We start from the raw sequence: 25,657 nt of genomic DNA, 5'->3' as shown, positions 1-25,657 counted from the left end.
AGAGAACCTGTGCATGTCGGTGAACCGGAGCGGGACCTGCGTCGCGGTCCCCGGGGAGGAGGGGAGTACGTCCGGAGCTCTCCCCACTTTTTCCGTCCGGTCAAACGGGCCTTTGCCGCCGGCCTGCTCCTGCTGGCGCTCCTCGCCCTGGTTGTCCCGGCGCCGCTCCTGGCCCCCGCCGACCCGGCCGCCCCGCCGAACCCGGCCAAATCGGCCTGGTTCCTCCTCTGGACCCAGGAGGTCGTGAGCCACGGCAACGGCTTCGCCTGGGGCATTGTTGCCCTTTCTCTCTGGTTCCTGCTCATGCCGTGGCTTGGCAGGCACCGGCCCGAGCGGGCCGTCTGGTTCGGTGAGGGTAACCGCGCCTCCTCGTGGCTCGCGCTGGGAGCCTGTGCCGTCATTGTAGCCCTGACCGTGGTCGCCATGGTCTTCCGGGGGGAGAATTGGTCGCTCGTCTGGCCCTTCTGATCCTGATCGCCGCTCTTCTGTCCGCCTGCGTCGGACCGCCGCCGGGCGAGGGATGCCGCTCCTGCCACCGCCCCCACCATGCGGAAAAGGGCACCTGCGTCTCCTGTCACCGGGGTAACGGCAGGAGCACGCGTCTGGTTATCGCCCACTATCGGCTCGTGCCGGCTGAACTCTCCCACTTCACCATCCCCGGCAGCGTCCGGGTGGAGGAGGGAAAGCGCGTGGCAGAGCGGTTCGGCTGCCGCCGCTGCCATCGCCTGGGTGAAAAGGGGACGCGCCTGGCCGCCGACCTGGACCGTCTGGCCGGTGACGACCCGGTGAGACTCTTCGAGGCAATCCGGCAGCCGGTTCTTTTCATGCCCGACTTCCGGTTCGACGATCGTCGGACCGCCGATGTGGTGAATGCCATCATGGCCTTTGCCGGGGCCGCTCCCGCACAAGGGACCGCTGCCGTCCCTCTTGTGGTCCACTTCGAGGCCGTTCGCGCGAAGGAAGGCAACCTGTTCGTCACCAAGTGCGGCGGCTGCCACCGGCTCCTTACCGCCGGCGAGGGAGGGTTGGGTGCCGGCACCGTCGCGCCGAACCTTTCCGGGCTTTTCTCCCCGTTTTACCCTACCCCCTTCAAGCCGGACGAGCCCTGGACCCCCGAGCGCCTCGGCCGCTGGCTCGACAATCCCCGCAGCGTCCGTCCCGCCGCTCTCATGTCACCGGTACCCCTCACCAAGGAAGAGAAGGCGAAGCTGGTTCCGTTCCTTCGCGCCGATCTCGAAAACTGAAGCTTACGGCTGAACGCACGCGGGCCGCCGTGCACAGGTGCACGGCGGCCCGTCATTGCGGAGCGGTTGCCTGCAGATCTATTTGACGTACTTCGCGATCTCCTTGTCCATCTTCTCGATATGCCGCGACAGCCACTCGATCATCATATGGTTGGTGGTGATCACCAGGGAGAGGCCCGCTCCTTCGTCCCGGAACTGGTGCTTGAGCTCTCCCAGCCTGCGGACAAAGCCCTGGTGCTGTTGCTTGTGCTCCAGGTAGTCGGGGTAGCCGTGCTGGCGCATGATCCGCTCTTCCGCGGTAAAGTGCTTCACCACGTAGTCGTCCAGGAAGCTGATGAGCCGCAGGACCTCCTCGCCCCCTTTGCCCTGGTTGCAGGCGGTCAACAGCTCACCGAACCTCCGGAACAGTTCCTTGTGCTGGTCGTCGACCTCGGCGACGCCCGTCAGCAGATCATCTCTCCAGCCGATTGTCATGGCGATACCCTCGTGTTGGACGTTGTTACTTGTAGTATATCGGCAGCGCGCAAAGACTCTTTAGCATCATTTTTTCAGACCCGTTCGCTTGTGATGCGCGGCACCGGGAACCGTCGCCCCACCAGCGTCCGGTGCCGGGTACGCAGCTCCGCCATGTCTCCCTCCAGAAAGGCCAGCAGTTCAGGACTGCCATGGCCGGCCAGATAGAGATCCACCAGCTCTCCCATGCGGGTGTTGTAGCGGCGGGTCGAGCTGCGTGGGCATAGTTCCGGCCCGGAAAACGGCGGATGTCGCCGTCAAAGGCGGGGGAGATGTGATACAGCTCGTGGAAGACCGTGATGAGCTTCTCGCGGAGGGAAAGATCCAGGAAGCGGGGAACCAGGAAGTAGATGATGTACAGAATCTCCACCTGGCGGTGAACGATCGTCGGCATGGTGCTGACCCAGGTGTGACGCCCCCGCCGCCGCTCCACCGACCGGGCTCCGCCGGGAAAGCGAAGGGGGTGGATGCGGGCGTAGGTGCCGCGCACGCCGGCCCCCCGGGTGGAGGAAATGCAGACCAGGAGCCGGGTCGGATCAATATGCGCCAGTTCGGGAACGCGGCCCGTCACATGGGCGATGAGCCGCTCCAGTTCCCGGGTGACGTTCAACACCCCCATGGTGCCGCTACTTGAACTTATGACAGAAGAGGCAGCGCATGGGCCCGTCCGCCGGTTTCACGGGGTGGTTCTTGGGGAACGGGATGCCGCCGGGCTTTTCGTGGTGGCATCCCACGCACTGGCGGTCCAGGTCCAGCTTGCCCGCACCCTGGGCGAATGCGTCGTAGAACGGCTTGTGATTGGCGTCGAGCGGAACCTTCTTCGTGCGCACCTCACCGGAGATGGCCCAGAATACTCCGACCACAACCAGAATGAGAACAATGAAAAACCAGTCTTTCTTTGCGAGCTTCATGAAACCTCCGAAAGGCCGGGACCGGGGACCAGGAAAGCCCTGTGGGCACTGTTGCCATCGCCTCGGTCACGTTGCCGTGATTCCCGTGATTGTCTTGTTTGTCAGCGTTTACCGGTCCCTGGCCCCTGGTCCCGGATTACCGCGCAGCCGATGGCGCCGTTGTGCTGCGGGTGTTCCGGCACAACCAGGGCACGTCCGGTGGCGTCCTCAAGGAGGCGGACCAGTGCCCGATTGTGGGCTACCCCGCCGGTGAGCACCACCGTTTCGGACGGGAAGCGCCTGAGCATGGGAAGCACCCGCTTCACCAGGGTCTGGTTGACCCCGGCGCAGAGCCGCTCCATGGGGTACCCCCGCAGGATCTGGCCGATGAGCTCCGATTCGCCGAAGATCCCGCAGGTGGCATCGAGGGGCACCGGATCGCGCCAGTGGGACGAGAGCTCGTCAAGGGACACCTCCAGGATTGCCGCCATATTCTCCAGATAGCGGCCGCTGGAGGCGGCGCACTTGTCGTTCATCACAAAGTCGGCGAGCTTGCCGCCCCTCACGAGGGCCACCTTGGTGTCCTGCCCTCCCATGTCCAGGAGGGTGAAGTCGTCGAGTCCGGTCTGGGCAAGGGCCCCTGCCACGTGGGCCCGTATTTCCGACACCACCCGCGCGCCCCGCAGCGACAGGGTGTTGCGGCCGTATCCCGTGACCACCACCGTTGCCCCCTCCAGTTCTTCGGTCGAGAAGAGACCACTGGCGGCCAGGTCCAGGACCAGCTCTTCCCCTTCGAGCCGGCCGTAGCGCTTGTAGAAGGGGACCGTATCGTGGTCAGCCAGGCGAATCACGCGCCCTTCCTGCACCAGGGCGAATTTCGCCTTTCTGCTGCCGAGATCGATCCCCAGGTTCATGCCAGCATCTCCAGGAACCCTTCGATCCGGATTCTGGTCCGTGCATCCAGGGGGCCGGGTTTGTCGCCCTCCAGGGTCAGCACCGGCATGGGGAGCTTCTGGCGAACGATCATATCTTCGATCTGCCGGAAACAGAAGGACTGGACGTAGTGGATCACCGCGTCCACCTTGCGCCGCTCCAGCTCCATCAGGATGTCCGAGAGGCGGTGGAAGATGTCGTAGGGATAGGTGTAGGCCCGATACTGCTCCACCAGGTCCGGCGTATCGAAGGGCATGGCGAACTGGCGCTGGGTTTCGTTAAAGACCACCCGGGCATCGAGCGTTTCCACAAAAGAGTAGAGGTCGGTCATGATGGGGGGGACGCCGATGTAGGCGAGCCGCAGCCGTTGCCGGAAGGGTTCCCGCTGCCGCGCCTCTTCCAGGAAGGCGTCGACCTCCGCCTCGAACCGGTCCGGGGCGCTGTTCATGTCGCTCGTGCAGACCTGGAAGTAGTGGTTTTCCTGGCCGCTTACCCGGTTTTCCTCCCAGGTGAGGCGGTCAATCTCCTTGATTTTACGCCGGATTCGCCCCAGTCGCTCCCGCGAGAGCTTCACCGCGTCCCAGCCGACCCCGAACCGGCGCATGAGTTTCTCGATCTCTAAGCGCAGCCCTGCCGGGTCCCGGTCGTGGGGGTAGGCAAAGGGGATCGTCTCCACCCCTTTCAGCGACAGCACTTCCATGAGCGCCCTGGTATTGCTGCAGTCCCCTTCGGTCACGGCGATCAGCTCGTGGATGCCGCATTCGACCACCGCTGCATAGATCCCCTTGATCCAGCCGCAGATGCTGCGGGGGAATCCGTCCACCTCGGCCTCCTCGATCATCCGGGTGGCGTGGGGGCTGGTGATGAAGACGTTGTTCAGGTCAACGGGTGTCATGCCCGCCGCCAGGACGATCTCCAGCGGGATGGTGGTTGTGAATCCGACACGGTGCACTGGGATGTTACTCCGACTTGATGAAGATGAAATAGATGAGAAATGCGCCAATCACGAGGCCGCCGAAGGCAAAGGGGAGGGTGGAGCCGAGAGTCAGCTCGTTCCCCTCTCCCGTCGGCAGGGTGAGCCGGATGAGAAGCGTAATGGATATGATGGCGAACACCGTGGACAGGACGAATTTCGATCTCTTGAACACCCCGTAAAAGATGACGATGGCCAGGATACTGATGATCCACGGATTTTCCATGGCGCTCTTGAGCGTCAGGCTCTTTATGTACGCGATGATGTTTCCCGTCTCGAAGGGGCTGAGGGTCTCACGGGTCTTATCGAGCAGTTCCTGTTTTTCCATGGGGGCTCCAGGCGGCTATCGGACTTTCACCCTGAAATGAAGCGGGGTTACACCGTCGGGTGTCCGGGCAAATGGCTTGACAAGGTAATATGGCTTCCCTAGTATATACATTTTTAAGCGACGCAACAACTGAAAGCGCCGGTCGTTTTTGTGGCAGGGATGCCCGTTGCCCACGGGCCGGCGATATCGGCGAGCGTCCGCGTGTGGAGAAGAATCGTGCCCTGGAAAGCCATAGGTATTTTCGACTCGGGGGTCGGAGGACTGACCGTCCTCAAGGAGATCATCAAGGTTCTCCCCCAGGAGGATACCATCTATGTGGGCGATACCGCCCGGGTCCCCTACGGGACCAAGTCCCCTGAAACCGTCACCCGCTACAGCCTCGAAATCGCATCGTTCCTGGTGAAGCGCGACATCAAGCTCCTGGTGGTGGCCTGCAACACCGCTTCGGCCGCCTCCCTCGAAGCCCTCACCGAACGGCTCCCCATCCCGGTCGTCGGCGTCATCGAGCCGGGCGCCCGCCGGGCCGTGGCCACCACGCGCACCGGCAAGGTCGGGGTCATCGGCACCGAGGGGACCATCCGGAGCAGCGCCTATGCCAAGGCCATCAAGCGACTCAATCCCGAGGTGGAGGTGATCACCCGCGCCTGTCCGCTTTTCGTTCCCCTGGCCGAAGAGGGGTGGACCGACAACGAGGTGGCGCGCCTCTCAGCCCGCACTTACCTGGCCGGCCTGCGGGAGCAGGGGGTCGACACCATCGTGCTCGGCTGTACCCACTATCCCCTCCTTAAGAGGGTCATCGGCGAAACCGTGGGTGAAGACGTCAGGCTCGTGGACTCGGCCGAAGAGACGGCGCGCACCGTGGCCGATATCCTGAGGAGTCGCGGCCTGCTCCGGCCGGAGGGCGAGCAGGGCAATCACCACTTCTTCGTCACCGACGTGCCAGCCGGTTTCATCCGGGTCGGCAACCGCTTCATCGGCGGCAGGCTCGGCGATGTCTACCAGGTGAGCCTCGATGCGGAAAAGGAGCGGCCATGAAGCGTTCCACCCCCCACCGCCGGAGCCTTGTCCTGCTGGCCGCTTTTGCCGCGGTGGCACTGGTCATCGGCCTTCTCATGTTCGACAAATATCGCCAGCGCCATGAGCTCCCCACGGTTCAACCCGTGCCGGGGTCTGCCGGGAGCTTCAGGGTGACCCTGTTCTTCGCCGCCCCGGATGGAGAGGGGCTGGCCCGGGAAGGGCGCGGGGTGCCCGCCTGCGACCAGCTTGCCGATTGTGTCGACGCGGTCGTGGACGAGTTGATCAACGGCCCCCTGGGGGCGCTTCAACCCACGGTCCCTCCTACGACAACAGTCCGCCAGGTGCGGATCGAAGGGGACACCGCGGTGATCGACTTCGGGCGCGAGCTGGCCGACGGCCTCCCCGGCGGCAGTTCATCCGAGATGATGGCGGTCTATTCGGTGGTGAACACCGTCTGTTTCAATTTCCCCCAGCTCAAGCGGGTCAGGTTCCTTCTGGACGGCGCCGAGGCCGAATCCCTCACGGGGCACCTGGACCTGCGCCAGCCCATTGACCCCGATTACTCCAAAGAGCGTCCCGCCGAGCCGGAGACCCGGCAAACCCAGTGACCGGGAGGTCGCCGGCCGGTCGCCGGGCACTGCGGAGTCCCTGATCGCCTGGTCGAATCGATCCATAATATTTCCAAAGGTTGGTGAACCATGAAACAACCCTTCCTTCAGGCCATTGCCGAGCGGGTCCTTGTCCTCGACGGCGCCATGGGGACCATGCTCCAGGCGCGGGGCCTCAGGCCCGGCCAGTCCCCCGAGGAACTCAACCTGACCCTGCCGGAGGTGGTTGCCGGCGTCCACCGGGAATACCTGGATGCCGGCGCCGACATCATCGTCACCAATACCTTCGGCGGCAGCCGTGCCAAGCTGGAGCACTACGGTCTCCAGGACCGGGTCGCCGAGATCAACGCCCGGGCCGTGGCCATCGCGCGGGAAGTCTGCGGCGACCGGGCCTACGTGGCCGCGTCGATCGGCCCCACGGGGCAGTTCGTGGAGCCGGTGGGAGATGTTTCCTTCGACGAGATGGCCGCCATCTTCCGCGAGCAGGCCCGGGCGCTCGTCGACGCCGGGGCGGATCTGATCACCCTGGAAACCTTCCTCGACATCAAGGAAATCCGTGCGGCGGTCATCGCCATTCGCGAGGTTTCGTCGGATATCCCCGTCATTGCCCAGCTTACCTTTGACAACGAGGGGCGGACCGTGCTCGGCACCTCGCCCGAGGCCGCCGCAGTGACCCTGGAGGCGGCCGGCGCCGACATTGTCGGCTCCAACTGCGGCCTGGGACCCGATGGCATCTGCGACGTCATGGCGGCCATGCGGCGGGTCACGCGGCTCCCGCTCATTTCCCAGGCCAACGCCGGGCTGCCGGCGCTCGTGGACGGCGTCACCGTCTTTCCCGGCACTCCGGACGACATGACGGCCTTCCACGACCGGCTGCTGGATCTGAACGTCCGGATCATCGGCGGCTGCTGCGGCACTACACCCGCCCACATCCGAGCCATCCGTGAGGCTCTGTCCCTGCGGGACCAGTCCGTGCGCGACTGCGGCCCGGCCGAGGGCGTTACCTTCCTCTCCAGTCGCACCACCGTGGTGGCCATGGGTGCAGGGCTTCCTGCCGCCATTATCGGCGAGCGGATCAACCCCACGGGCAAAAAGGGGTTTGCCCAGGAGCTGCGGGAGGGAAAGGTTTCCTACATCCGGCGGGAGGCCCTGGAGCAGACCGCCCGCGGCGCCGTCCTCCTGGACGTGAACGTGGGCACCCCGGGAATCGACGAGCCCGCCGCCATGGAACGGGCCGTCGTGACCGTGGCCACTGCGGTGGGGGCGCCACTGGTCCTTGATTCGTCCGATCCCGCCGCCCTGGAGCGGGGGCTTAAGGCCGCCGACGGCAAGGTGCTCCTCAATTCCGTGAACGGCGAAGCAAAGAGCATGGAGCGCGTCCTGCCCCTGGCACGGAAGTACGGGGCCGCCGTGATCGGACTTGCCTTGGACGAGACGGGGATCCCCGAGACCGCCGAGGGGCGTCTGGCCGTGGCGGAGCGGATCGTCGAGGCGGCCGGCAAGGCGGGCATCCGGCGTCCGGACGTGGTGATCGATTGCCTCACCCTTACCGTGAGCGCCGAGCAGAAGCGGGCCATGGAGACCTTGAGAGCTGTGCGGCTCGTCAAGGAGCGGCTCGGCTGCCCCACGGTCCTCGGGGTCAGCAACATCTCCTTCGGCCTTCCCCGCCGGCCGCTCATCTCTTCGGCATTCTTCGCCATGGCGCTGGCTGCCGGGCTCGATGCCGCCATCGTGAACCCGAAGGAAGAAGAGATGATGGCTGCCTGGCATTCGTCCATGGTGCTCCTGAACCGTGACCCGAACGCCGCCGCCTACATCGCCGCCTATGCCGGCGTGGCCCCTCCCGTGGCCGAGCAGTCAGCGCCGGGCGGGCTTCCCGATATCCGGCAGCGGCTCGCGCGGGCCGTGATCACCGGCGACGGGGAGGGAATCGTCTCCCTGGTGGAGGAGGCCCTTTCCCAGGGGCTCGAACCGCTCCAGGTGAGCAACGAGGGGCTTCTGCCCGGGCTGGAGGAGGTGGGGCGCCGCTTCGAGAAAAACCAGGTGTTTCTCCCCCAGGTCATGCAGTCGGCCGAGGCCATGCAGGCCGCTTTCGCGCGGCTCAAGCAGGATATGGCGGGAGAGGCGGAAACAAAGGGGACCATCCTCATGGCCACGGTGGAAGGAGACATCCACGACATCGGCAAGAACATCGTCTGCACCCTGCTGGAAAACCACGGGTTCCGGGTCGTTGACCTGGGCAAGAACGTGCCGGCGGACCGGATCGTGGCGGAAGCCGAACGCAATGGGGCCGACGCGGTGGGGCTCTCGGCCCTCATGACCACCACCATGACCGAGATGGAAAACGTGCTCGCCCGCCTCAGGGCCGCCGGGATCCGGACCTTCACCATGGTGGGGGGGGCGGTGGTGACCCAGGAGTATGCCGACCGGATCGGCGCAGACCTCTACGCCCGGGACGCCATGGAGGCGGTGGCGCGGATAAAGGCGCTCCTCGGGGTGGATTAGTCATTGCGTCACGCGGAGTTGCGTGCTAATTTAACACCTTGCGTCTCTTGATGGATGGACAGCCATGAACGTCGGATTCAACCACAACGTCATGTACCGGGGCGAGATCTTCCATGTTCAGACGGAAGACAGCGGCATCGCCAATCCCCACATCATAACCCTCCTCTATCGGGGGGGGACCATCATCTGTTCCCGCAAGACGAGCTACGCCGACATTATCAAGATGGATAACCTGGGTCAGGTGGTTCAGGAGCTCATGAAGGAGCAACACAAGGACATGCTCCGCCGGCTCAAGAACGGCGAGTTTGACGGCCGGGCCTTCCCCTCCCGACAGCCGGCGCCGGCTGCCAGGCCTGCCGCCGCGCCGGAACAGAGGTCCGCTGCCGCCCCGCCGGCCCCTCCGGCCGCCGCCCCGCCAGCTCCGCCGCCCAAACCTCCCGCCACGCCACAGGAAAAGCCGTCCAGTCTCGACGAGGTCATCCTCGACTTCCTCATGGCCGACGATACGGATTAAGACGAACTACCACCAACACCACCCACGGAAAGGACCATTGTGGACAGCGAAAAGATCAAGCAGCTCGAAGAGACGGCCCGGCGGCTCAGGGTCGACATCGTCAAGACCCTCCATTCCTCCCAGTCGGGGCATACCGGTGGTTCCCTGTCTGCCATCGACATGGTGACCGCCCTCTACTTCCACGAAATGAAGCACGATCCGGCCAATCCGTCCTGGCCCGGGCGGGACCGCTTCGTCCTCTGCAAGGGACATGCGGCGCCGGCGCTCTATGTGGCCCTGGCCGCGGCCGGCTATTTCCCGAAAGAAGATCTGATGATGCTGCGGCGTCTCGGCAGCCACCTGCAGGGACATCCGGACAGCAAGCAGACCCCCGGTGTCGAGGTCTGCACCGGATCGCTGGGGCAGGGTCTCTCCATGGCCAACGGCATGGCCCTCGGCCTGCGCCTGGACGGCAGTGCGAACCGGGTCTACGCCCTGCTGGGCGACGGTGAGCTCCAGGAAGGCCAGGTCTGGGAGGCGGCCATGGCAGCCGGCCACTTCAAGCTCGACAACCTCTGCGCCCTCATCGATGTGAACCGCCTCCAGATCGACGGCGAGGTTGAAAAGGTCATGAACGTGGAGCCGGTCACCGACAAGTTCCGCGCCTTCGGCTGGAACGTTCTCGATATCGACGGCCACGACATGGCCGCCATCGTCGACGCCCTGGCCCAGGCCGCGGAGGCCAAGGGCCGGCCCACCGCCATCGTTGCCCGCACCGTCAAGGGGAAAGGCGTTTCCTTCTTCGAGAACAAGGCGTCCTACCACGGCGTCGCTCCCAGCGACGAGGAACTCCCCAGGGCGCTGGAGTGCCTGGGGGAGCAGTGCTACCTGTAACGTGCCGCGCGCCACACCACTGAATCAGAAAGGACATTGACATATGAGCACCATGATCGCCACCCGCGATGCCTACGGCCAGACCCTGGCCGAACTGGGGGAGGAGAACGGCGGTATCGTCGTCCTCGACGCCGACCTGTCCGGTTCCACCAAGACGTCGGTCTTTGCCAAGAAATTCCCGGACCGTTTCTTCAATATGGGGATCGCCGAGGCCAACATGGTCAGTACGGCCGCGGGCCTTGCCGCGGCGGGCAAGATTCCCTTCGTGTCCACCTTCGCCATCTTTGCCGTGGGGCGGGCCTGGGAGCAGGTTCGCCAGTCGGTGGCCTATCCCAGGGCCAACGTCAAGGTGGTGGCCACCCACGGCGGCATCACCGTGGGTGAGGACGGCGGTTCCCACCAGTCGGTGGAGGATATCGCCATCATGCGGGCGGTGCCGAACATGACGGTCATCGTCCCGGCCGACGGCCCGGAAACGGCCAGGGCAATCCGCGCCGCAGCCGCCCATCGCGGACCGGTCTACGTCCGCCTGGGCCGCAACAAGGTGCCCACCGTCACCTCGCCCGATATTCCCTTCGAGATCGGCAAGGGGGCCCAGCTTGCGGACGGTACGGACCTGACCTTCGTAACCACCGGCCTCATGACCGCCCAGGCCTTGGCCGCCGCGGAGCTTCTGTCCCGTGAGGGGGTTTCCGCGCGGGTGGTCCACATGGCCACCATCAAGCCCCTGGACGGCGAGGTCCTGCTGCGCGCCGCCCAAGAGACCGGTGCCATCGTCACCGCCGAAGAGCATTCCATCGTGGGCGGCCTCGGCGGGGCTGTTGCCGAGTTCCTTGCGGAGAACTGCCCGGTGCCGCTCAAGCGGGTCGGGATCAATGACCGCTTCGGCCTGTCCGGCAAGGCCGAGGAACTGCTGAAATATTTCGGGCTCATGCCGGCCGACCTGGCCGAGGCGGGGCGCGAGGTGCTCACGCGCAAGCGGCCGTGAGGGGCGAGGGGTGAGGGGAATCCTTGCATCCTCCGGCGGCTTCACCTTTGTCGGCGCCTGATGATCGTGATCCTCATGGGAATCATGCTGGGGATCGTGGGGCAGAGCTGGCAGATGGTGATGAAGCGGGAGCGGGAGGAAGAGCTCCTGTTCAGGGGAAACCAGTACCGGATCGCCCTGGAGCAGTGGCACACTCCGACCAGATCGGGCGGAGGGGCTCCCAGGCCGCTCAACGACCTGAAGGATCTCCTCAAGGATCCCCAGAGCGCCAGGCGGCAAAAGTATCTGCGGCGGCTCTACAAGGACCCGATCACCGGTGAGGATTTCGCTACCATTGTCCAGCCGGGCAAGGGGATTGTGGGCGTCATGAGCACCAGCGACAAGGAGCCGCTCAAGAAGACGAACTTCCCCGATGAACTGGCCACCTTCGAGAACCAGGACCAGTACAAGAAGTGGGTGTTCACCATCGGTGCCCCGGCCGGACAGCAGAACCAGGGGGCGCGGACGCAGGCAACCACGCCGTCCCGGTTGCCGATTCAGTAGGTGCGCTCCGGCTCCGGCCTTACTGATGTTTTTCTCCGTAGCCACATCACCCGCCGGCTGTCCTTCGCGAACAGCCGGCCCATGGGGGCAGGTTGGTATTCAGAAGCCTCACAACACGTGTGATTATCATTCTGGTCGGCCTGCTTTCCGTGGGGATCGGCACCTTCACCTATCTCAACTTCAAGCGGGAGAAGCGCCAGTTGATCGCGGCTGCCCGCGAGAATACGCTCCTGCTCCTCAATACCATCGAGCGGAGCATCTATCGCTCCATGAGCATCGGCGACACCCAGGACGTCCAGCGCATGCTGGAGATGGTCGGCAAGAGCCACTCGAAGCTCCTGGGGGTGCGGATCTTCCATCCCCAGGGGGTCGTCCTCAAGTCGTCGCTTCCCTCTGAAATGGGCGGCACGGTGCCGGACGGAGACTACCAGCTCTTTGCCAACAGCCTGCGGGAAGGGATCTTCGTCAGCGGCAGCCACGGCGAAGTCTTCGGCATGATCAAGCCGATCTACAACGAAGAGCAGTGCCACATCTGCCACGGCCGCAAGCGGCGGGTCATCGGGGTGCTCAACGTCAATTACTCCCTGGCGGACACCAACCGGCGCATCAACGAGGCGACCCGTCTCTTCCTCTTTTCCACCGGCGCCATCATCCTTTTCAGTGCAGCAGCAGTCTCCCTCGTCATGGTGCGTTTCGTGCGGCAGCCGCTCAACCGTATCGTGGAGAGCATGGCCCGGGTGGAGCAGGGGGATCTGACGGTCAGGATGGTCGACGGCGGCCGGGATGAGATCGGCCGGCTGATCACCAGTTTCGACTCCATGGTCGACAAGCTCGACAAGGCCAAGCAGGAGCTGGAGCAGTATCACTTCCAGCAGATGGAGCGGGCCGACCGGCTTGCATCCGTGGGGGAAATGGCCGCCGGCATCGCCCATGAGATCAAGAACCCGCTGGCCGGGATATCCGCCGCCATGACCATCATCCGCCAGGATTTCCAGGAAGAGGACCCCCGCCGGGAAATCATCGGCGAGGTGATCGAGCAGGTCAACCGCCTGGACAAGACGGTCAACGATCTTCTCTTCTTCGGCAAGCCGACCCATCCGGAGCCCGCTCCCACCGACCTGAACGACGTCTTGCGCAAGACCCTGCTCTTTGCCCTCCAGCACAAGGGCGGGAAAAACATCGAGAAGCGGCTGGAGCTCCAGGAGCCGCTCCCGCTGGTGCTCGTGGATCCCAAACAGGTGCAGCAGGTGGTGCTCAACCTGATCCTGAACGCCATTCAGGCCATGCAGGAAACCGGGGGCACCCTCACGGTCGCCAGCCGCATCGCGGAGCGCGAGGGGGGGCTGTGGGTCCGCGTGGAGGTGGCCGATACGGGCCCGGGCATTCCCGAGCCGATCATCAGCAAGATCTTCACGCCCTTTTTCACCACCAAGGCCCAGGGGACAGGGCTTGGCCTGGCCATTTGCCAGAAGCTCATCACCCAGCATGGCGGGACCCTCCATGTATTGAGCACGCCCGCCACGGGTACCGTTTTCTCCATCGACCTCCCCATGACCGAGGTGGAGACCGGCGGTGCCGCCTGAGGCGTGGTCGCTGCTGCCGGCACGGGAGTGCGCCGTGCGCATCAAAGGATTTCCCTATCTGCTACCGGTAATGCTATAGTGGGTTCATTATACGATTCAATGCGTTAAAGGAGCTTACGTGAGAAAGACAAAGATACTGGTGGTGGACGATGAGCACCTCATCCGTTGGTCCCTTGAACAGAACCTGAAGAAGCAGGGGTATGACGTGGTTTCCGCCGGTAACGGCGAGGATGCCTTGCGGATCGTCCGGGAGGAGCAGCCCGACCTGGTGCTGCTCGATATCCAGTTGCCGGGGATAAGCGGCCTGGAAGCGCTGGAAAAGATCAAGGAATACGACGAGGAAATCCTCGTCATCATGGTGACCGCCCACGGCGCCCTGGAGACGGCGGTCCATGCCATGAGGCTCGGCGCCTACGATTACATCAACAAGCCGTTCAACCTGGACGAAATGTCCATCGTCATCCGCAAGGCACTGGAAACCTCCGATCTGCGCCGGGAGGTCCAGCGGCTCCGCAGCGAACAGTCGCGCAAGTTCGGTCCCCCCGACATCATCGGTGCCAGCCGGCACATGAAGAACGTTCTGGACATGATGGAAAAGGTGGCCAAGAGCGATGCCTCCACGGTCCTGATCCAGGGGGAATCCGGCACCGGCAAGGAGCTGGTGGCCAAGTGGATCCATTACCAGTCTGCCCGCGCGGAAAAGCCGTTTGTGGCCATCAACTGCGCGGCAGTACCTGCCACGCTTCTGGAAAGCGAGCTGTTCGGCCACGAGAAAGGCGCCTTTACCGACGCCAAGGCAATGAAAAAAGGTCTCTTCGAGCTGGCCGACGGGGGCACCGTCTTCCTCGACGAGATCGGCGACATGGAGATGGGAATGCAGGCGAAGCTCCTGCGCTTCCTGGAGGAAAGGACCTTTCGCCGGATCGGCGGCACCAAGGCCTTTGCCGTTGACGTGCGGATCATCTCCGCCACCAACCGCGACCTGCTGAAGGCCATTGAGGAGAAGAATTTCCGCAACGATCTCTACTACCGGCTCCAGGTGATTCCCATTTACCTGCCCCCGCTCCGGGAGCGCAAGGAAGACATCCTGCAACTGGTCAACCACTTCATCGAGGTGTTCAACCGCGAATTCAACAAGCACGTGACCGGCATCTCGAAGATGGCCGAGAAGCTGCTCCTGGAATACCACTGGCCCGGCAATATCCGTGAGCTCAAGAACGTGATCGAGCGGGCCATCATCCTTGGCAACGAAGACACGCTGCTGCTGGAGCACCTGCCCCTGGAAATCGTTGCCAAGGCATCCAACCAGACCACGGGACTGGCGACCTTCAAGCTCCCGCCCGACGGGGTCGATATTGAAGAGGTTGAAAAGGAACTGATCCGCCAATCCCTGGAAATGAGCGAGTGGAACCAGTCCAAGGCTGCCAAGAAGCTTAATCTGGGAATCGATGCGTTCCGTTACCGGATGAAGAAGTTCGGCTTCCTTAAATAACCAGCCTCGCCATTCAGTAGCTCTCCGTCATATAGCGGCCCCCTGTCCCCTTTCGGGAATACGCAGGGGGCCGTTTCCATTGGCCTGAAGGCCGCTTCTTGTGTCTCCGTGTCGATAATTTGTCAGTCTGAAGACGTCTGCAATGGTGCTCTCTCCTCTAAAGCCGGGCCTGTCAAGGCTGCTGCCACCGCGAGAAGGGGCGGTGTTGTCCCGTCAGGGCAGCGACTGTGTCAAGAGGCTGTTTTGCCGTGCCGTTGGCACCATAATTGCTGCTCCTTAATGTAGAAGAACTATAATTTTGCCGTGAAATGGGGAACCGTACGGTCCTCCCCAATAACTCCGGAGGCATTGCCATGGTGCACAGGTCACCAGGACGATCGCTGTTTACTGCCTTCTCGCTGGCGCTAGTTGTTATTTCGCTGGTTTCGAGCGCTTTTGCCGTACCTGCTCCCGTGGTGGCAACGTACGCTCCCGTTACGGAGGGAATTCGCTCTCCACTTAGAATCGCAGGGGATGACGCAGGCAATTTCTATGTCACCGATGCGCTTTCCGGTGGTGTTCTGAAGTATGACAATGCTGGTCATTTAACGGATGTCATCAAAACGGCCGCGCCTGCCCAGGGCGTAGCCGTTGCCGCGGATGGCAGCCTGGTCGTCAGTCAGGGTAATGGCGTGGTCATGGTCGACGGTGCCGGTTCCGTGACAGGACAGCTCGGCATCGGCGCCGGCCAGTTCAAAATGGCCAACGGTATTGCCGTCGACGATACCGGCTACATCTACGTGGTTGACAGCCTCGACAACTGCGTGCAGGTGTTTAATCCGGCTGGCGGTTTCGTGCGGCGCTTCGGCACGTTCGGTGCTGCTGCGGGCCAGTTTTCCACCCCCACGGGCATCGCCTTCGAGAAGCGTGCCCGCCACCTGGCGGTCGTGGACACCAGAAACGGGCGCATCCAGTTTTTCGATACGAACGGCACCTTTGTGAGGAGCATCGGCGCCTTCGGTTCCGGTCCCCTGAAATTTACCGCCCCCCAAGGGGTTGCCTTCGAGTATTCCAACGATCCGACGCCGGTTCTCGCGCGGATGTATGTGGTGGACACCTTCCAGGGCCAGGTCCAGGTGGTGGAGCCGGCCGCCGTGCCGGTGTTTCTCTCGTATATCGGGGGATACGGCGCCGCCAACGGCAAGCTGATGGTCCCCTCGGATCTTCGTTTTGATCAGGCCAGCGGCCGTCTGCTGGTCGTGAACGGCTACGGCAACCTGACCGTCTACGGCATCGACGGCGGCGGTCTGACAACCGACACAATCCCGCCCGCCCTTGACATCGATCCGCTGGTGAGCCCCTTCTACACGCCGACGCTCGAACTTCACGGCACCGTGGAGGCAGGGGCATCGGTAACGGTGACGGCCGGCGGCGGGACCACGGTGGGCACGCTTTCCTTCCCGACGCCGTCCACCTGGAGAGTCTCCCTCACCGGCTTTGCCCCCGGTGAAACCGTCCTGACGGTCATTGCCCGGGATGCGGCCGGCAATACCAGCACCAAAACCGCATCGGTCACCTATCTGCAGCAGGCCCCCTATCTGACGATCGATAGCGTTCCCGCTTCCGTGACCAATGTTTTTGCCCAGCACATCTCCGGGGCAGTGGAACCCGGTTGCGCGGTTACCGTGACCAACGCGGCCACCGGCGCCACCGCCAATGCCACGGTGTTCGGCGATACCTGGAGCCATACGGTCATGCTCGCCCCCGGCGTGAACAGCGTAACGGTGAAGGCGGTGCGTCCCCTGAGCGCGGCAGCCCTGGCCGCTTTCTCCGCGATTCTCGATACCGCCGCTCCGGTCCTTACGGTCTCGGCCCTTGCCGATGGCAGCTATACCAGCGAACAGGTCCAGAACGTACGGGTCGAGGCGAGCGATGCGCATCCGGGTGAGGTTACCGTGAACGGCCAGCCGGTCGCGATGACGAACGGTGCCGGCAGCACGGCGGTGACGCTCAGCCCCGGGGCCAACGTCATTACCGTTGCCGCTGCCGACCTCGCGGGCAACCTGACCGTGAATGCGCGCACTATCATCTTCGATATCGACCGCCCGGTGGTGACCTTCACGACACCGGCGGACGGGGCCTTCGTTGCCGTCGGACACGTGACCGTCAGCGGCACCGTCGACCAGGCTGCCACCGTAACGGTTGCGGGCCAGCCGGCACGGTTCGACGGCAGCGTCTGGAGTGCCGACGTGACGCTCGAACAGGGGCTCAATACGATCGAAGTGGTGGCGGTGGATTTCGCCGGCAACACGACCGCGGTGAAGCGGACCCTGACCTATGATGCGGGCAGCCCGGCGATCGTCATTACCTCGCCGGCCCAGGACATGGCGGTCAATCGTCAGGTCGTGGGGCTGGTGGGGAGCGTGAGCGACACGAGCCCCGTGACGGTGACTGCCGAAGTGGACGGTGTGCCGGTTGAGGTAACCATGGCCGAAGGGGCGTTCTCCCTGGCGGTGCACCTTGCCGACGAAGGTGCCCACGCGGTCACCGTCCGGGCCACGGATGCCGCGGGCAACGCCGGTGTGGTGACGCGGACCCTCATCTACGACGTGACCCCGCCCGCCCTGTCGCTCAACGAAGTGAATACCGCCTATCCGGCGGAGTTGTCCGGAACGGTGGAGCATGGCGCGACCGTGGTCGTGGAGGACAGCAGCGGCGCCGCCGGCGAGGTCGCGGTTACGGACGGCACCTGGCACGCGGTGCTGACGCTGGGAGGCTACGATCCCGATTCGCTGGCGGTGAAGGCCACCGATGCCGCGGGCAACAGCACGGTCCGGACCCTGGTGGTGCGGGCACCTGACGGCGATGTGAACGGCGACGGCAAGGTCACGGTGCTCGACGCCCTGGTGGCGCTCAGGATCTTCACCGGCCAGATGGCTCCCACCGCATCCCATCTGGCCAGCGGGGACATCGGCCCCCTCTATCAGGGCAAGGCCCGGCCCAACGGGGTCATTGACCTGGTGGACGCGCTCCTGATCCTGAGAAAGGCACTCGGATTGCAAAGCTGGTAGGGAATCGGCCGGATTGGTGCCGGGACGCAGCCTGAAAACGGATCTATACGGAACGAGGTCGCACGGATGAAGAGTGTTGTGCAAGCGGTGATACTAGGAATGGTGATGACGGCCTGGACGGCTGTCCACGCGGGGAACAACAATATCCGCTGGACGGCCCACAATATGTCCAACAATACGGATGCGGGCAGCGGGCTCACCCAGGGGCAGCGCCATTTCGTGAGCCTCGGTGTCGATCAGGTCTGCATTTTCTGCCATACGCCGCACCATTCGGAGCCGGCCAAGCCACTCTGGAACAAGGTCATGCCGACCCAGGCATTCAAAATGTACACCTCGTCGGCAACCTTGACGAGCACGGCCAAGGCGGTGACCGCGCCGGGACCCGAATCCCTGCTCTGCCTCTCCTGCCATGACGGCAGGACCGCCATCAACGTCATCCATACCGGCAACTACGGGATTGCCGTTGGCAGTGACCGGAAGGTCGACATCGGGGGCGATTACGACGACCCTTTCGGCGCGCATCCGACCGGGGACTTCTCCCTCAACCTTCCCATGTTCGGCAGCGGTTACCGGGCTAACCTGGGAAAGAGCGATGCGGATCCCTATGCGGGGAACAACCTCATGGACGATCACCCCATCTCTTTTTCCTATGCCGCAGCCTACCAGGAAAAAGTGGATGCGGGGCTCTCGTCGCTGAGGCCCATTGAGACCCCCAAGTCCCAGGGGCTGCGGTTCTTCGGTCCCAACCGCGACCGGATGGAGTGTTCCACCTGCCACGACCCCCACGTGGCCTACGGCTACACCTATGACCGGCAGGACACCGGCGTGGGGGACAAATCCCTGACGCCGTTCCTCACCCGCAGCAATGAGGGGAGTGCCATGTGCCTCGCCTGTCACAACAAATAATGTTAATGCTTTTTGTGCAATTGTCCGGGAGCCAACCATGAACGGAATACCACTGAGGACCCTCGTCACGGCACTAGTGGCGCTCTTCGTCCCGATCGCCGCGTGGGCCATCGACTTTCCCCACGAACTCGGCAGCGTCAAGGGCTACAAGTGTTCCTCCTGCCATACCGTTCACAGCACCCTCGGTTCCACGGGCTACAACAACGTCTGCCTCACCTGCCACAACCCGAGCGATCCCTACGGCTCAGGCAAGCCCTTTGCTATGGCCGACTTCGCCAACCCCTTCCGCACCTGGACGAGTGCCCGGCCTGCGGTGACGTACCAGACCTCCCACAACTGGATCGGCAAGGACGTGGTGCCCAAGGCGGGCGCGGTGGCTCCCACGGACGTCAGGCTCACCAAGTCGCTCCTCATCGGAACCGTGTCCTGCGCCCGCTGCCACAACATCCACGACCTCTATTCATCGGCCTACAACTCGAAACCGTTCCTCCGGGTGCGCAACGACGAGGACCAGCTCTGCCTCGACTGCCACCGGCCCCGCAAGACCGTTGACCACACCAGGGGAACCCACCCCGTCACGGTGAACTACTCGACCAAGGCCGCGGCCCGGCCCGACGAATTCTACAGCCCGCCGCGCAACAGCAACCCGGCCAACCCCACATCGGCCATGAGGATGTCGCGCAGCGGCGCGGTCGTCTGCACCACCTGTCACGGGGTGCACTACACCGACTCCAATAGCCGCACCTTCGACAATGCATCAAGCGCCCGGATGGGGCTCCTTTCCACTTCCCGGGGCATGCTGCTGCGCACGGACCTGAAGGGAAGGACCGTCAGCGATCCCAACATCTGCACCAACTGCCACAAGTCGGCCGACGACCCGGCAAACACCACTGCCCGCGTCAAGAACCACAACGGCACCAAGAACCAGAACGTCCAGTGCGCCGACTGCCACGGCGGCCACGTGGACGAGGCTGACGGGACCGCCCCCAACGCCTATCTCATCAACCGGTACATGAACATCTCCACCCAGTACGGGGCGGTCCGCAACGCCAAGGTCATGTACCAGTACACCTCGGTTGCCCGGAAAAACTGGAACAAGGATGCCTTCGGCGTCTGCCTGGCCTGCCACTCGCCCCTGCCGGGCACCATCGGGCAGCACTCGAGCACCAACGCAGCCGACTGCCGGAGCTGCCACACCCACTCCCAGGGCTTCTCGGCCAACTGTACCCAGTGCCACGGCTTTCCCCCCACCGTCAACACGGCCGGCGGGCCGTCGGGCTACGGCAAGGACGGCGTTCGTGACTATTCAACCTCCGGTGTGTTCAAGAACGAAACCCAGACCCCCCACGCCCGGCATGCCGGCGGCGGGGCCAACTACAGCATAGCGTGCGACCAGTGCCACAAGGGGTTCAGTCACAATACCGGCACGTTCCAGGATGTGTTCGTCGACAAGACCGGCATCATCGCCAGTATCGGCTCCGGCGCCAACCCCACCTACAACCCGGCCGGCAAAGGCACCTGTACGGCGACCTACTGCCACTCGGACGGCGCTCCCCGCAACGCTTCGCTGCAGGCCGTGGTCGGCGCGCCGGGCAATACGACGTTCACGTGGGGCAATGGCATGGGCACGCTGTCGGGCTGCGGCTCGTGCCACGCGGCATTCCCCCTGACCAACGCCCACCCGGCCCACTTCAACGCAGGATCATGAACTGCCAGAACTGCCACTACGCGACGCTCAGCGGCCCTTCCACCATCAAGGACAAATCGGTCCACGTGGATGGCGTGAAAACCGTCGTCTTCAACGGCGTCGCCCGGGGAACCATCAACGTCGGCAGCGGTACCTACAATGTGAACGCGGCGACCTGCAGCGTTGCCGGATGCCACGGCGACGGCCGCGGCGGCGCGCCGGTGACGACTCCCCAGTGGGTCGATCCGACGACCGGCGCGTGCGGTAAGTGCCACTACGCCACCCCCACCATCGCCGCCACGAGCGCCCAGACCATCGGGACCAACGGCCACGCGGCCCACCTGACCCTCGACTATGGTCCCAAGGCCATCCTGGGGGCAACGGTATCCGCCTGCCAGAGCTGCCACACCTACACGACCTCAACGGCTGCCACCCACGTGAACGGCTCCGTCCAGGTGGTTTCGGCCAACTGTACGTCCAGTTGCCACAAGAACGGCGCCACCTGGACCTCGGGCCGCGTGACCTGCGAAAGTTGTCACACGGGGCTCCTCTCGGTCATCGGCGGCAAGACCGCACCGGCAAAAACGAACTTCACCGCCAGCGGCCACGGCCAGGCCGGGGCCGGCTTCGACGCCAGCCGCCAGTGCGCAAGCTGCCACGATGCCGACAACGGGCACATCAACGGCACTTCGGGCGACCAGAAGCGGATCGCCGTGAACGACTACACCCTCTGCGCAGGCTGCCACAATGACGCCATCAAGGTTCCCACCGCCACCAGGCGCAATGTGACCCGCCATGCCGTGGACCTGGGCAATTACACCATGGAGTGCAAGACCTGCCATGACGTCCACGGCACCGGCAACCGGGCCATGGTCCGGACCACCCTTGTTTTCGGGGCACTGACCTCCACCATCAGCTATGCCACCACGGCCGATCTCGTGCAGCTACAGGCTCCGTACCGCGGCGTATGCCAGACCTGCCACACCAAAACGAGCCATTATCGGCGCGGCGTCAACGAGGGGGCCGGCCACCCCACAACCGGCTGCCTGAACTGCCACTCCCACCGCAACACGTTTGCCTTCAAGCCGAAGGCATGCGACGAGTGTCACGGCTACCCGCCGACTCCCAGGGGCTTCGTTGCCAGCCAGGCCAACTACTCGACGGCACGTCTCGAGAACTACTCGGGTGGCGGCGGCGCCCACGTGAAGCTGGGTCACCTCATGTCGAACCTGCGGCCGTCCCAGGGCTTCACCCCATGCCTCACCTGCCACTACGACGGTGCCGCGGCCCACGTGGGCGACGAGTCGGTCTGGGCCGGCGGCAGCACCCAGCAGAAGAAGTCGGCAGTGAACGTGAAGATCGATCCGACGTACAAGTTCAACGCCGATAAGGGACAGTGGTACTCGAAGCAGTCCCCGGATGCCACCGGCAGTTGCTGGAACGTCAGTTGCCACTTCCAGCCGACGCCGCGCTGGTCCGACGACAAGTAGCAGGCGAGGCCGGAGCAGGGCAGCCGGCGAAATCATCGGCGGCTGCGAGCCCGGCACCGGCAACGGAACGATAAGGGCATCGGCTGGAAGGTCGTTCCCGGCAGATGCACAGAGTGCGGTACGCACGGAAACAAAGGAGGAAAATCAGGTGAAGAAAAAAAGCTATATCCGTCCGAGGGTTGTCGGGAGTGCGGTGGTTCATCCCTGCTGAGAAACCGGCCACAATCCCTAAAAGAGGTGCCGAACCGTATTCGTCGGCACCTCTTTTGCTTTTTGTGAGACTATGCTCGAACCCATGCCGCTCGCCAGAATTGCCGCCCTTTCCCTGACGCTGCTGTCCGCCCTGCTGTTCGGCCTCCCCGCCGGCGCGATCGCCGGGGTGATAACGTCCGATACGGTCTGGCAGGGGAACGTCGCGGTCACGGAAGACGTCGTCGTGCCCGAGGGGGTCACCCTGACCGTCCGGGCCGGCACCGTCGTCACGGTCGCGGCCGCGGAAAGCACCAAGACCGACCCCGAATATCTCTCGCCCCTCACGGAGATAACCATCCGGGGGAGATTGGCGGTTGAGGGCACCGTGACGGCTCCGGTCCGGTTTTCCGGCCAGGAGAAGAGGGCGGGAAGCTGGGCGGGAATCCTCATCGACGGCGGCACCGCCGCCATCAGGGAATGCCTGGTCGCCGACGCCGACAGCGGGATCTCCGTGGTGGAGGGGACGCTGCATCTCTCCTCGTCGACGCTTCGGGAAAACCGGTACGGCCTGGTGGCGCAGGGGGCAGCGTCGCGGATCACGGTGGAGGGTGCGCGGATCATCGAGAACGATTACGGCGTCGTATCCCTTCAGGGTGCCCGGGTGACCGCCCATGCCACCGAGGTGGCCCGCAACCGGAAGAAGGACGCCCACACGGCAGCGGTCCGGCCCCACACCCTGCCGAAGGGGCCGCCGGTCAACGAGGAGGCGCCGCTCAGCCGCCGGTACCAGGACATGGTCCTGCTGGGCGAGACCCTGTGGCAGGGGAGAATCCTGGTGGACGGCACGGTGAGGGTGCCGGAGGGGAGCCGCCTGGTCATCCTGCCGGGAACGATCGTCGAGTTTACCCGGCGGGACACCAACGGCGACGGCATCGGCGAAAACGGGATCATGATCCAGGGGCGCCTTTTGGCCAAGGGGACTCCCGACCGCCCCATCACCTTCCGTTCCGCCGAAAAGGACCGGCGCATGGGTGACTGGGATGCCGTCAACATCATGAACAGCTCGGCAGGCCAGAACCTGGTGGAACACTGCCGGATTGAGCACGCCTACCGGGGGCTTCACTTCCACTTCTCCACGGTGGCGATCCATAACACCACCCTCACGAACAACTACCGCGGCATCCAGTTCCAGGAGTCGGTGGTGGCCTTGCACGGCAACACCCTTTGCGGCAATAAGAGCGGGGTTCAGGGGCGCGATTCTGAGGTTGAACTGGTGGACAACCTGCTCTGCGGCAACCAGGTGGGAGGGAATTTCTTCCGCACCACCCTCACGGTCCGCGGGAACAGGATCGTGGCCAACGGCAGGGAAGGGCTCCGCCTGCGCGAAGGAGCGGTAACGGTCAGGGAGAACCTGTTCGACGGCAACCGGTTCGGCCTCATGGCGGCCGATCTCTACCACGGCGAGGTCAACCGCAACAGCATCTCCGGCAACGCCGAAACGGGCATCTCCCTGAAAAACGTCGACTCTGTCGAGTTCGCCGGCAACGCGGTGACGGCCAACGGCCTGAGCGGCTTCAACATCCAGGATTCCGGCTCCCTGATCACGGGGAACCTGATTGCCGACAACGGCGAACGGGGGATGGGAATCCTGTCCTTTGCCGGGATCATCAGCGGCAACAATTTCGCCGGGAACGGTCTCTATGCCATCGATCTGGACGGTAGCGGCGATGTTTCCGCCCCCGGCAACTGGTGGGGGGGACGGGACCCGGCCCAGGTGATCAACGACCAGCGGGACGATCCGCGGCTGGGGCGTGTCGATTGCGGCCGGCCGGGGGCCGCTCCCACCCCCTTTGTCTGGCCGCTGGCGACCGTGGCCGCCGATACGGTCTGGCGCGGCGTCATCACCGTGGCCGTCCCCACGACGGTACTCCCCGGCGCGGCCCTGACCGTTGCCCCGGGAACAACGGTGCAGTTCGCCGCCGGCACCGGCCTTGAGATCAAGGGCAAGCTCCTTGCATCGGGACAACGGGACGGCACGATCCGGTTCACCTCTGTCGACCGCAAAGGGCCCTCCGACTGGAACGAAATCCTGCTGGAATACGCCACGGGAAGCGTCATCTCCAACTGCATCGTCGAGTACGCCACCTGGGGCATTCACAGTCATTTCACGGATCTCGCCGTCACCGATTGCCTGATTCGGCACAATTTCGGCGGCATGCGCTTCAGAAGCGGCCCGGTCCGGATCCGCCGCTCGACCTTTCAGGACAACACCATCGGCATCCGCTCGTACATCGGCAACGCCCTCATCGCGGAGAACCTGATCACGGCGAACGAAACGGGGATCTTCGTGCGGGAGAAGGGGGGCGGGCTGACGGTGACGGGCAACAGTCTCGTGGGCAACAGCGGCTACAACATGCGGATCGGCGATTTCAACGACCAGGACGTGAACGCCCGGGGCAACTGGTGGGGCGAGGGGGATCCGGGCGGGACGATCTTCGACGGCCGCCAGGAGCCGGGCATCGGCATGGTCCTCTACGAGCCCTGGCTGGACAAGCCGGGCCCGGTTGGGCCGGCAAACGGAGGGACGCCATGAGGGGAGCGGCGTTCCGGGCGACACTCTGGCTGGCGCTCGCCGGCTTCCTGGCCGGCGCTGCGGATGCGGCGGTCCTCAGGGGCCGGGTGACGGACGTGGACGGCAAGCCCATGGCAGGGGTGAAGCTCTTTGTCTATGACTCGGCCCATGTCCGGCGGCCCGCAACCTTCATCTCACCGCCGTCGGCCGGGGACGGCACCACGGCCGTCAGGGTGCCGCCGGGAACCTACTGGGTGGTGGCGCGGCTCAAGCTGGACGAATCATACGGTCCGCTCATGCCGGGCGACAAGCACTCGGGGGAACCGGCCGTCATGGACCTGACCGCGGATGCCGAGATCGAGCAGGACTTTACGGTAGCCGATATCCGGGACCTGGGGCGCATGCGCCGGCCCATGGCCGCAGATCTCGTGAAACTGGCGGGACGGGTTCTGGACGGCGACGGGAACCCGGTGGCCAATGCCTTTGTGTTTGCATCGGCCACCAGCGACAACAGCCGCATGCCCGACTACATCTCGGCCTGGACGGGGGCGGACGGCCGATACACCCTCATCGTTCCCGCGGGCCACAAGCAGTACGTGGGGAGCTCCAGGCGGTTCCCGCCGTCCGCATGGCGCGCCTCGGCGGAATTCGTACCTTCCCCGGGCACAGCGGATAGTGCCCTGGACGTGGGGCTGGGGCCAGACTGAGAGCGCTCGTCACGGGCACGCTCCGAATCAACGCAGACAGCGGTCTGCA

20 protein-coding genes and 3 pseudogenes are annotated in these 25,657 nt (G+C 64.3%); 17 read left to right on the top strand and 6 right to left on the bottom strand.

All coding sequences use genetic code 11. The features are described 5' to 3' along the window. Window positions 1-9: 9 nt before the first annotated feature. Together A2G06_13825 and A2G06_13820 are read left to right on the top strand one after the other, a co-directional pair. Complete coding sequence (locus A2G06_13825) at window positions 10-468, top strand: cytochrome B6 (GenBank protein ANA41158.1); 459 nt, start codon at window positions 10-12, stop codon at window positions 466-468. After that, on the top strand, window positions 444-1,244 hold the full coding sequence (locus A2G06_13820; protein ANA41157.1) for a cytochrome C: 801 nt from the start codon (window positions 444-446) through the stop codon (window positions 1,242-1,244). The genes A2G06_13825 and A2G06_13820 overlap by 25 nt, the downstream gene beginning before the upstream one ends. Before the next feature lie 78 nt (window positions 1,245-1,322). On the opposite strand, the gene A2G06_13815 is transcribed toward A2G06_13820, so the two are convergent. From A2G06_13815 to A2G06_13790, 6 genes and pseudogenes are all read right to left on the bottom strand, one after another. Continuing rightward, window positions 1,323-1,718 carry a hemerythrin gene (locus A2G06_13815; GenBank protein ID ANA41156.1) on the bottom strand — a complete coding sequence of 132 codons (396 nt, stop codon included), beginning with the start codon at window positions 1,716-1,718 and terminating at the stop codon, window positions 1,323-1,325. Between the two features lie 74 nt (window positions 1,719-1,792). Continuing rightward, window positions 1,793-2,376 (bottom strand): annotated as a pseudogene (locus tag A2G06_13810) (hypothetical protein). Between the two features lie 7 nt (window positions 2,377-2,383). Beyond that, window positions 2,384-2,668, bottom strand: coding sequence for a cytochrome C (locus A2G06_13805; protein ANA41155.1), 285 nt, complete (start codon window positions 2,666-2,668; stop codon window positions 2,384-2,386). 101 nt (window positions 2,669-2,769) lie between these two features. After that, complete coding sequence (locus A2G06_13800) at window positions 2,770-3,561, bottom strand: 2-hydroxyglutaryl-CoA dehydratase (GenBank protein ANA41154.1); 792 nt, start codon at window positions 3,559-3,561, stop codon at window positions 2,770-2,772. Further along, window positions 3,558-4,532, bottom strand: coding sequence for a 2-hydroxyglutaryl-CoA dehydratase (locus A2G06_13795; GenBank protein ID ANA41153.1), 975 nt, complete (start codon window positions 4,530-4,532; stop codon window positions 3,558-3,560). The genes A2G06_13800 and A2G06_13795 overlap by 4 nt, the downstream gene beginning before the upstream one ends. Window positions 4,533-4,539: 7 nt before the next feature. Beyond that, a complete protein-coding gene (locus tag A2G06_13790; GenBank protein ID ANA41152.1) occupies window positions 4,540-4,881 on the bottom strand; it encodes a hypothetical protein in 342 nt (113 codons plus the stop codon). Window positions 4,882-5,097: 216 nt separating this feature from the next. On the opposite strand from A2G06_13790, the gene A2G06_13785 reads away from it, so the two are divergent. The 15 genes and pseudogenes from A2G06_13785 (at window position 5,098) to A2G06_13715 (ending at window position 25,608) form a co-directional block, all read left to right on the top strand. After that, window positions 5,098-5,916: a glutamate racemase gene (locus A2G06_13785; protein ID ANA41151.1), complete on the top strand. Its 819-nt coding sequence runs from the start codon at window positions 5,098-5,100 to the stop codon at window positions 5,914-5,916. Continuing rightward, window positions 5,913-6,506: a sporulation protein gene (locus A2G06_13780; protein ANA41150.1), complete on the top strand. Its 594-nt coding sequence runs from the start codon at window positions 5,913-5,915 to the stop codon at window positions 6,504-6,506. The genes A2G06_13785 and A2G06_13780 overlap by 4 nt, the downstream gene beginning before the upstream one ends. A 90-nt stretch (window positions 6,507-6,596) precedes the next feature. Next, a complete protein-coding gene (locus A2G06_13775) occupies window positions 6,597-9,011 on the top strand; it encodes a 5-methyltetrahydrofolate--homocysteine methyltransferase (GenBank protein ID ANA41149.1) in 2,415 nt (804 codons plus the stop codon). A gap of 64 nt (window positions 9,012-9,075) precedes the next feature. Continuing rightward, window positions 9,076-9,525, top strand: a complete 450-nt coding sequence (locus A2G06_13770) for a hypothetical protein (protein ID ANA41148.1) — start codon at window positions 9,076-9,078, stop codon at window positions 9,523-9,525. A 39-nt stretch (window positions 9,526-9,564) separates the two neighbouring features. Then, entirely contained in the window at window positions 9,565-10,398 is an 834-nt protein-coding gene (locus A2G06_13765) for a transketolase (GenBank protein ID ANA41147.1), read from the top strand. 52 nt (window positions 10,399-10,450) lie between these two features. Beyond that, window positions 10,451-11,386, top strand: coding sequence for a transketolase (locus A2G06_13760; protein ANA41692.1), 936 nt, complete (start codon window positions 10,451-10,453; stop codon window positions 11,384-11,386). Between the two features lie 10 nt (window positions 11,387-11,396). Further along, window positions 11,397-11,929, top strand: a pseudogene (locus A2G06_13755) (type II secretion system pseudopilin TklG). A gap of 92 nt (window positions 11,930-12,021) precedes the next feature. Beyond that, window positions 12,022-13,512 (top strand): histidine kinase, encoded by a 1,491-nt coding sequence (locus A2G06_13750; protein ID ANA41146.1) that lies wholly within the window; start codon window positions 12,022-12,024, stop codon window positions 13,510-13,512. 118 nt (window positions 13,513-13,630) lie between these two features. Further along, entirely contained in the window at window positions 13,631-15,004 is a 1,374-nt protein-coding gene (locus A2G06_13745) for a Fis family transcriptional regulator (protein ANA41145.1), read from the top strand. A 353-nt stretch (window positions 15,005-15,357) separates the two neighbouring features. Next, window positions 15,358-18,054 carry a hypothetical protein gene (locus tag A2G06_13740; protein ID ANA41144.1) on the top strand — a complete coding sequence of 899 codons (2,697 nt, stop codon included), beginning with the start codon at window positions 15,358-15,360 and terminating at the stop codon, window positions 18,052-18,054. A 66-nt stretch (window positions 18,055-18,120) separates the two neighbouring features. Continuing rightward, a complete protein-coding gene (locus A2G06_13735; GenBank protein ANA41143.1) occupies window positions 18,121-18,960 on the top strand; it encodes a cytochrome C in 840 nt (279 codons plus the stop codon). A gap of 37 nt (window positions 18,961-18,997) precedes the next feature. After that, window positions 18,998-22,137: pseudogene (locus A2G06_13730) on the top strand (cytochrome C). After that, on the top strand, window positions 22,067-22,348 hold the full coding sequence (locus A2G06_13725) for a hypothetical protein (GenBank protein ID ANA41142.1): 282 nt from the start codon (window positions 22,067-22,069) through the stop codon (window positions 22,346-22,348). The pseudogene A2G06_13730 and the gene A2G06_13725 overlap by 71 nt, the downstream one beginning before the upstream one ends. A gap of 72 nt (window positions 22,349-22,420) precedes the next feature. Then, on the top strand, window positions 22,421-24,922 hold the full coding sequence (locus A2G06_13720; GenBank protein ID ANA41141.1) for a hypothetical protein: 2,502 nt from the start codon (window positions 22,421-22,423) through the stop codon (window positions 24,920-24,922). Next, window positions 24,919-25,608, top strand: coding sequence for a hypothetical protein (locus tag A2G06_13715; GenBank protein ID ANA41140.1), 690 nt, complete (start codon window positions 24,919-24,921; stop codon window positions 25,606-25,608). The genes A2G06_13720 and A2G06_13715 overlap by 4 nt, the downstream gene beginning before the upstream one ends. Window positions 25,609-25,657 lie beyond the last annotated feature (49 nt).

The organism is Geobacter anodireducens, from assembly GCA_001628815.1.
Classification (GTDB): Bacteria; Desulfobacterota; Desulfuromonadia; order Geobacterales; family Geobacteraceae; genus Geobacter; species Geobacter anodireducens.
The sequence above is the reverse complement of the archived record's forward strand: the minus strand, read 5'-3'. Positions and strand labels throughout refer to the sequence as shown.

What these genes read in the sequence shown, in the direction of transcription:
- A2G06_13815 (ANA41156.1), bottom strand. Translation starts at nt 1,718, where the DNA reads ATGACAATCGGCTGGAGAGATGATCTGCTGACGGGCGTCGCCGAGGTC.
- A2G06_13805 (ANA41155.1), bottom strand. Translation starts at nt 2,668, where the DNA reads ATGAAGCTCGCAAAGAAAGACTGGTTTTTCATTGTTCTCATTCTGGTT.
- A2G06_13800 (ANA41154.1), bottom strand. Translation starts at nt 3,561, where the DNA reads ATGAACCTGGGGATCGATCTCGGCAGCAGAAAGGCGAAATTCGCCCTG.
- A2G06_13790 (ANA41152.1), bottom strand. Translation starts at nt 4,881, where the DNA reads ATGGAAAAACAGGAACTGCTCGATAAGACCCGTGAGACCCTCAGCCCC.
- A2G06_13780 (ANA41150.1), top strand. Translation starts at nt 5,913, where the DNA reads ATGAAGCGTTCCACCCCCCACCGCCGGAGCCTTGTCCTGCTGGCCGCT.
- A2G06_13775 (ANA41149.1), top strand. Translation starts at nt 6,597, where the DNA reads ATGAAACAACCCTTCCTTCAGGCCATTGCCGAGCGGGTCCTTGTCCTC.
- A2G06_13770 (ANA41148.1), top strand. Translation starts at nt 9,076, where the DNA reads ATGAACGTCGGATTCAACCACAACGTCATGTACCGGGGCGAGATCTTC.
- A2G06_13760 (ANA41692.1), top strand. Translation starts at nt 10,451, where the DNA reads ATGATCGCCACCCGCGATGCCTACGGCCAGACCCTGGCCGAACTGGGG.
- A2G06_13740 (ANA41144.1), top strand. Translation starts at nt 15,358, where the DNA reads ATGGTGCACAGGTCACCAGGACGATCGCTGTTTACTGCCTTCTCGCTG.
- A2G06_13735 (ANA41143.1), top strand. Translation starts at nt 18,121, where the DNA reads ATGAAGAGTGTTGTGCAAGCGGTGATACTAGGAATGGTGATGACGGCC.
- A2G06_13725 (ANA41142.1), top strand. Translation starts at nt 22,067, where the DNA reads ATGCCACCGGCAGTTGCTGGAACGTCAGTTGCCACTTCCAGCCGACGC.
- A2G06_13720 (ANA41141.1), top strand. Translation starts at nt 22,421, where the DNA reads ATGCTCGAACCCATGCCGCTCGCCAGAATTGCCGCCCTTTCCCTGACG.
- A2G06_13715 (ANA41140.1), top strand. Translation starts at nt 24,919, where the DNA reads ATGAGGGGAGCGGCGTTCCGGGCGACACTCTGGCTGGCGCTCGCCGGC.